Below are 6,000 nucleotides of genomic sequence, written 5' to 3' on the forward strand. Positions count from 1 at the left end.
GAGGCGCTCTCGAGGAAGCGCCTCACGCGCTCCGGGGCAGGCTCTGTGAAACAGACGCTCTGCCTGTAGATCATCAGCGACCTGACAATGGTGGACCCACCGATCGCTATTGCACCAATCACGAGGAATGAATCGATGGACACTATTCTCTTTCCTTAAGTTTCCGAGCCAAAGCGGCAACGCCATCGGCCGGGTAGCAAGCTTCCCCGGTACCCGCGAGCGGGTGAGTGCATCGCGACCGACGCGCTAGGTCAGGTCGAAAATGACGTCAAGGAAAACTCGGTCTGGTGATAAAATAGTGATTTGGAAGGATAATTTTTCGCATTTTGATTTGTGGGGGCGTTCGGCAGCAAATACAGGAGCGTGCGCTCTGTACAGATCGATTTTTGGAACTTTTTCGCATAATCGCTGTTGCGCGTCGACTTGCTCCAAGCCCTGTCAATCAACCTCGAGGAAGCGAGGGTCGACGTCTGAAAACGAATCAAGTGCTATAGATCAGAACGTCGTCTTTGGGCGGGGGAGGGGCCTGCCAATCTCTTGAAGCCCTCGCCCGACCGTTGGTCATAGTTCAACAGGTCCGGATTGCAACGATCCAGCTGTCGTAGGCTGCAACCTGGACCTACCGCCTGTCAGTTGGGCATTGAGCACCGAAGTATGCCGACGTCATGGCATCGCAGGCAATGAGACGGGATGCCAAGGTGTTGTGTCACGGAAAGAACCGTGGGTTTCCGCGCAAACGCGCTCATGTAGTCTACGTCTTCTGGCGGCGGCACAGAGTGCTGAAGTTCGATACTTTCCAGTCAAAGCCTACCAGCCGCAACAAGCTTTCGACGAAGCGAAGGGGCATGCCGAATAGTACCTTCACCGTGAGAAGAACCTGGATTGCTGCGTCGCTGAACTCGTGCTGACGACCGCGCTTGTTGGTCGACGGGGCTTACCATTCCATATCAGGATCAAACCAGATCGATCGCGAACCGCGCTGCCTCAGCGCCGTGTTGTACGAAGGCCAGTTCCTGGTCTTGTACGTCGTAGGGGACCAACTGCTCATGCGCCGTTGCTACCCCACTGGATTCAAACCGGGAATCCCTCACGCCGTTTGTGCAACAAAGCCCCAAAGCCGATAAGATAGGCTCCTAAGAACTGGCGCAAAGCGCAAAACCTTTCGTCAAAGAATTCATGCCGTTCATGTCCCGCATATCTGATTGGAATGTCTTTTATGGAGACACGGCCGGATCAATCAGATTGAGTTTCGTTGCCACTTGCTGCATCACGTCAACCGCCCTCATTGGGGAAGCCGAGGCACATGCAGCAGATATTTCATAATAGAATTTCGTGCCATGGAGTGTTTTCGAAGGAAAAGAAGAATGCACGAGATCCGCCTCAATGATGTTGTTGTCTTGCATGAACCATCTCATGAGAACGATAAACGGCAAGGTCTCTTCCTGCGGCAGGCCCAGATCATCGTGAAAACCACCTGTTCGCCTATAGTTGGCAATTTCGGCATCATGATATGCGAAGATGAAGTCGTCATGCCGTGCGCTCAGCTCTTCGCAGGTTAATCCTACAAGGTCTTTGGCGGTATAATGCTTTATTTGAAACGGCTGGGACCAGGCGAAAAAGACCAGTGCGACCGCAGCAATGCAAAACAACAAGAAAAATCCGGCGATCTTCTTCATGGTCCCTCCTACAATCCAGCGGGCCTGCCTGTCAAAATGGCACTCTGCTCCAGCAAGGAAATTGCAGATTACCGCGAAGAACCATACGAATAGTGATCGTCAAAACATCCAGTGGACTAAGCTAATAGGGCTTGGAGCTGTCGTGTGGTAACGCAGCGAAGTAGGTTCGGCGATTTGATCTTGCGGCGTCGGGGACGGCCCAAAGCCGCCTTCCACCCTACAAGCAGGTGCCGCGCCGCAGCTTCACCAAACCGGCCATTCGTGCGTGGTGCAGCATTTTCGGAGGATGAAGGTCGGCAGAGCGGACAAAACTGCCGTTCGGCACCATGGCACCCGAGACTGCTATGAGTTCCAGGCGGGCAATTTCGTCTAGCTGCCGATTGATGGTGATGCCTATCGGTGTTGAAACGCGATGCGGTACTCTTTCGGCGTAGTTCCGACGCCCAGCTTGAACGCCCTCGTAAAGTGAGATTGGTCGGCGTATCCGGCGAGGAAGCCGATTTCGACAAGGCCGAACCCGTTGGGGGCGCAGAGGTGGTCTGCGGCGACCTGAAGGCGCGCTTCGGATAGCACTTGGGAGAAGCTGGTTGAATGCGCGCTCAGGCGGCGTTGCAGGGTTCGTTCAGAGGTTCTTGCCGTACGTGCCAGAGATTTTACAGTCCAACGGCGCACCGGATCATCAGCGATGGCCCGCCGAAGGGTATTTACGTCTTGTTCGACACTTTCCGGCTTAGCGTTTTGAGTTTGGGGTTCGCCAGCAGTTAGTATCATTTGACCGATGGTCTCGCCAAGCGGGTGCGACGACCATGCCCCTTTTTTACGCCAGAAACGCCCTTTGCTGTCTTCGAGTGTTACTGCCTCAGCGCCAAGCGCCTCGCAGAGCCGAGTGATGACGCCAAGAACCAAGAGGCTCTCGGCAGCGCCAGGTGGCGGGCCATCATCGCAGGCAACATGATTTAGCGTGAAATCGTACGTACGGGTGCGCGCCGCTTCTATGCGATGACGGGCATGACTGAAGGTTTCCAGTCTCGCCCAACGGTCGAGCAGGTCGGGGACAGACTGCGCTTTGCGCAGGGCGATGAGCACAGGCTCGGGCGGCATCAAAGGCGCATTATCAGAGATGGCAAGGATTGCCTTTGGGCCGTGTTCGGCCAGCACCTGTTCCAACACGTCTCGCTTCGTGCTGCGCGGAACATGGGCACCTGCCGGGGCCGACTGCGGTGATGAAATGCCTTGCGCTGCAAGCCCCGCTACGACGAGCCGCATCATTGCAGCAGAGGCGAAATCTTCCCTCTCAGATGTCAAACTGCCAAGTCCTCCTGTCTCAGTGGTAGCCTTTCCATCCTCATGCCCGTGGCCGCCCTGATCGCATTGGCAATCGCGGCAGGTCCAGCAACCATGGCGGTCTCTCCGGCACCTTGCGGCGGACGCGGGCTGTCCACAAGATCAATGACCATATCCGGCACGTCGCTTTGACGCGGTATGGGGGCATCCGCGAATACCTCAGCCGCGACGAACCCATCTTTAAGCGGCAAATCGTCCGTCAAGATCATGCCGATGCTCCAGGCAAGGTTACCCTCACACTGCGCACGGACCTGATCGGGGTTCACCGCCAGCCCACAATCATGGGCACACCAGAGCTTTTCGACCTTGGTCCAGCCATCTTCTTCAACGCGGACATCAGCGACGACAGCTGCATAGCTTGTATTCTTGTATACTCCACAAGCAATTCCGCGCCCCTTGCGAAGGCCCTTCTCAGGACGCGGCGGCGTGCCCCAATCAGCAATCTCGGCGACGCGCTGGAGAACGCCTGTTAACAAAGTGTCGTCGATATGGTTCAGGCGGAATTCCAGCGGATCCACGCCTGCCACGCGCGCCGCCTCATCCATGGCACATTCAATGGCCAGCGCGTTCGGACCCGCGCCGAGGCCCCGCCACGCCGCCGTATGAACCGGCAAGCGTTTGACATCATATGTCGCACGTGCCCGGCCCTGCACGTAAGGTGCAGCCATGCCGCGCGCGACGCCATCGTCTCCGATCAGCGTATCGGTGGCGCGTTGCATCCATTTGGGCGCGACAGCAGAGGTGAAGAAGATATGCGATGAGACCTGCCCGTGGTCCCAATCGGTGACCCTACCCTCCGCGAGGCGCGCTTTGATCCGATGCGATGCGGGCGGGCGGTGATAGCCCAATGCGAATTCTTGTGCGCGCGTCCACTGCACTTTAACGGGCGTCTTTACCGCGCGGGCCAAAGCTGCCGCTTCCAGTTCGACTGTCGCAATGACCCGCCCCCCAAAGGCCCCGCCGACCCGCATCGTTTGAACGACCACCTCTTGCACCCCGAAGGTGTCGGAGAGCACATCGCGCACATAAAATGCGTCTTGGGTGCCCGTCCAGATCGTCAGCGCGTCACCTTGCCACTCAGCGACCGCTGCCCTCGGCTCAATGGAACCATGGGCGGCAAGGGGGATGTCAATTCGCAGGTTCACATCCCACGAACCGTCCTCGGGTGAACCGTCATTGGCAATATGTGGCAACGCCCCTTGGTCCAGACGCGTATCAATATCGATGGCGGCCATGACATCGGCACGGTCGGGACTGCCGTCCACCTGCCACTCAACATCCAAAGCCTCAGTGATTTGGTTGAGCGCATCGGGAGTGCTTGCCACGATCCCGAGACCTTGCGCCTTGCCGATGGCTGGCCCGGTCTCTTCAACGATAGCAACAAACCCGGGCAAGGCCTGAGCCGCAGAGGCATTCCAGCGCTGTGGGCGCGAGGCCACCTCAACCGAAGCCGGAGCCCTTAGGACGCGACCAAAGAGCGTGCCCGTTCGCGCGATATCCGCCGCATAAAGCGGCTTGCCCGTAACGATATCCAAGCCTTGCGCGATCTGGGGCGATGCCCCGATCAACCCACCTTTTTGCAGCGCGCGAAGCTCTGCCACGGGTCGGGCCAGAACGGTCACCTCTCCCGTCTCGCGCCCCTCCGCCATAGCATCCCGCAACGCGGCACAGGCCTGCGCCAGTGGTTCGGCAAATAGCATCATGCTTTCGCTACCCACTGTCGCCTTGACCCTTGCCATAGCCGTATCGTGAAAGTCCACATCGACGGCGTCCCAATCCGCCCCTAGTTCGGCACAGGCGATCTGCTTGAGGGCAGTCGTAATGTTCTGCCCGATCTCGGCCCGTGGGAGGGTCAGGGTGAAACGTCCGCCTTGATGTGCGATCCAGCCCGCAGCTGTCGCTGCATCTGGTTCTGGCCGTTTGGGGAAGACCGGTACCTGAGAATAGACCAAGGCCCCGCCACCGATCACAGCAAAAAGAGATGCTCCGCCAATCAAAAATCCCCGCCGCTTCATTGGGTCGCCTCCGCCGCGCGGGCAATCGCGGCTCGGATACGCGGATAGGTCCCACAACGGCACAGATTACCGTCCATGCCTGTCTCGATGTCTTGCTCGCTTGGGTTCGGCACCTCTTCGAGCAAGGCCACTGCAGACATAATCTGCCCCGCCTGGCAGTAGCCGCACTGCGGAACGGAGAGATCAAGCCACGCCTGCTGCACCGGGTGCAACGTCTCACCCTCTGCCAGCCCTTCGATGGTGCGCACTTCAAGCCCCTCGACATCGCGGGCGGACGTGATGCAGGACCGCATGGCGACCCCATCCGCAATTACCGTACACGCCCCACAAAACCCCACCCCGCAACCAAACTTCGCCCCCTTGAGGTTGAAGTGCTCGCGCAAGAGGTACAGCAAAGGCTCGTCTTTCCAAGCGTCGGGAATGTCTTGGGGTCGTCCGTTCAGAGTAAATTGCATCTCAGACTCCGTGTGGTTGCTATCGCGATGCCATTTAGCCAACAGTTTTTGAGGTTTCTTGAACGATCACGCCAAAGCGGACTTCCGCACTTAGTTGACGCCGGTCAAAATGGGCTCAAAGCTGACTTGCGGCACCGCGACACCAGGGTTGCAGCGACATCGCACCTGTTCCCCGCCGCCAGATGACATCAGCCAGCCCGAAGCGGACTTCCGTCCTGCTACATAGCCGCAACTGGTTCTCATGTCGGTCCGGCGCATGAAGCTGACCTTCGCTGCTCAGATTGCACGCGGGAGTGATACGCAGGCGGCAGAGCATCTCAGAATCCTGTGTGCATGTCTTGTGCAGGCGGTATCTAGACACGGGTTGGTTGGCCGACCTGGCTAGACTTTGACCTGCCCCCCGCTGGTCCCTCGCTCATGACGAGAGTCTGCGGGTTTGATTTTGGTAGTCGTCGGTTTCGGGTTTGGCAAGCGCGGCAGGCGCGGAGCCCTCAAATAGCTCAAGCGCCT

General features: G+C 58.2%; 4 protein-coding genes and 1 pseudogene. All 5 read right to left on the bottom strand.

The window, feature by feature from the left end; translation table 11 throughout:
* Positions 1-754: 754 nt before the first annotated feature.
* Positions 755-1,048 (bottom strand): annotated as a pseudogene (locus tag SM764_RS04410) (transposase); the annotation flags it as partial.
* A gap of 166 nt (positions 1,049-1,214) precedes the next feature.
* Positions 1,215-1,676, bottom strand: coding sequence for a hypothetical protein (locus SM764_RS04415; protein ID WP_369001133.1), 462 nt, complete (start codon positions 1,674-1,676; stop codon positions 1,215-1,217).
* A 393-nt stretch (positions 1,677-2,069) separates the two neighbouring features.
* Positions 2,070-2,981 carry a helix-turn-helix transcriptional regulator gene (locus SM764_RS04420; protein WP_369001134.1) on the bottom strand — a complete coding sequence of 304 codons (912 nt, stop codon included), beginning with the start codon at positions 2,979-2,981 and terminating at the stop codon, positions 2,070-2,072.
* Entirely contained in the window at positions 2,978-4,972 is a 1,995-nt protein-coding gene (locus tag SM764_RS04425) for a xanthine dehydrogenase family protein molybdopterin-binding subunit (RefSeq protein WP_369001135.1), read from the bottom strand. The genes SM764_RS04420 and SM764_RS04425 overlap by 4 nt, the downstream gene beginning before the upstream one ends.
* A 59-nt stretch (positions 4,973-5,031) precedes the next feature.
* The gene (locus tag SM764_RS04430) at positions 5,032-5,490 is read right to left on the bottom strand and encodes a (2Fe-2S)-binding protein (protein ID WP_369001136.1); all 459 of its coding nucleotides are present in this window, start codon (positions 5,488-5,490) and stop codon (positions 5,032-5,034) included.
* Positions 5,491-6,000 lie beyond the last annotated feature (510 nt).

Origin of the sequence: Pseudophaeobacter sp. 1A16562, assembly GCF_041008785.1 — a bacterium.
GTDB lineage: Bacteria > Pseudomonadota > Alphaproteobacteria > Rhodobacterales > Rhodobacteraceae > Phycobacter > Phycobacter gallaeciensis_A.